Origin of the sequence: Lentzea tibetensis (assembly GCF_007845675.1) — a bacterium.
Lineage (GTDB): Bacteria > Actinomycetota > Actinomycetes > Mycobacteriales > Pseudonocardiaceae > Lentzea > Lentzea tibetensis.
Window position 1 is genome coordinate 1 of record NZ_VOBR01000095.1, and the last position, 1,380, is coordinate 1,380.

1 protein-coding gene is annotated in these 1,380 nt (G+C 68.9%); it reads left to right on the forward strand.

Annotated elements, in window-relative coordinates; genetic code table 11:
- Positions 1–5 precede the first annotated feature (5 nt).
- Positions 6–1,380: class II 3-deoxy-7-phosphoheptulonate synthase (locus FKR81_RS43065; RefSeq protein WP_146361370.1), on the forward strand; the 1,375-nt coding region annotated here is incomplete at its 3' end.

Genomic DNA, 1,380 nt, shown 5'->3' on the forward strand with positions numbered 1-1,380 from the left:
GCAGCGTGAACTGGACCGTGGACGTGCCCATCGACACGCTTCCCGAGCTTCCCCCGTTGCCGCCGGACATGCGCAAGCGCCTTGACGACGCCCTCGCGCGTCCCGCTGCGCAGCAGCCGGAGTGGCCCGATGCCGATCAGGTGCGCAAGGTGCGCACCGTGCTGGAGAGCGTTCCGCCGATCACCGTGCCCGCCGAGATCGACCGGCTGCACGAGCAGCTGGCCGCGGTGGCCAGGGGTGAGGCGTTTCTGCTGCAGGGTGGTGACTGCGCGGAGACGTTCGCGGACAACACCGAGCCGCACATCCGCGCGAACATCCGGACCCTGCTGCAGATGGCCGTCGTGCTGACCTACGGCGCGAGTGTGCCGGTGGTGAAGGTCGGCCGGATCGCGGGTCAGTACGCCAAGCCGCGGTCGTCGAACATCGACGCGCTGGGTCTGCCGTCCTACCGAGGCGACATCGTCAACTCGCTGGTCGCGACCCCCGAGGCGCGGATCCCGGATCCGTCGCGGCTGATCCGGGCGTACGCGAACGCGGGCGCTGCGATGAATCTGCTGCGCGCCCTGACCGGCGCCGGTCTGGCGGATCTGCACCGGGTGCACGACTGGAACCGGGACTTCGTGCGCACCTCCCCGGCCGGCGAGCGCTATGAGGCGCTGGCCGGTGAGATCGACCGCGGCCTGCGGTTCATGTCGGCGTGTGGCGTCACGGACGCGTCGCTGCACGGGACGGAGATCTACGCCTCGCACGAGGCGCTGCTGCTGGACTACGAGCGGGCGATGCTGCGCCTGGACACCTCTGGTGAGCAGCCGAAGCTGTATGACTTGTCGTCGCATTTCCTGTGGATCGGTGAGCGGACCCGCCAGCTGGACGGCGCGCACATCGCGTTCGCGGAGCTGTTGTCGAACCCGATCGGGTTGAAGATCGGTCCGTCGACGACGCCGGAGATGGCGGTCGAGTACGTGGAGCGTCTGGATCCGCGCAACCAGCCGGGCCGCCTGACGCTGATCTCGCGGATGGGCAACGGCAAGGTGCGCGACGTGCTGCCCGCCATCGTGGAGAAGGTGACCGCGTCGGGGCATCAGGTGATCTGGCAGTGCGACCCGATGCACGGCAACACCCACGAGTCGTCGACCGGCTACAAGACGCGGCATTTCGACCGCATCGTGGACGAGGTGCAGGGCTTCTTCGAGGTGCATCGCCGGCTGGGCACGCATCCCGGCGGTATTCACATCGAGCTGACCGGTGAGGACGTCACCGAGTGCCTGGGCGGCGCGCAGGAGATCTCCGACGCCGACCTCGCCGGCCGCTACGAGACCGCGTGCGACCCGCGCCTGAACACCCAGCAGTCACTCGAGCTGGCGTTCCTGGTCGCGGAGA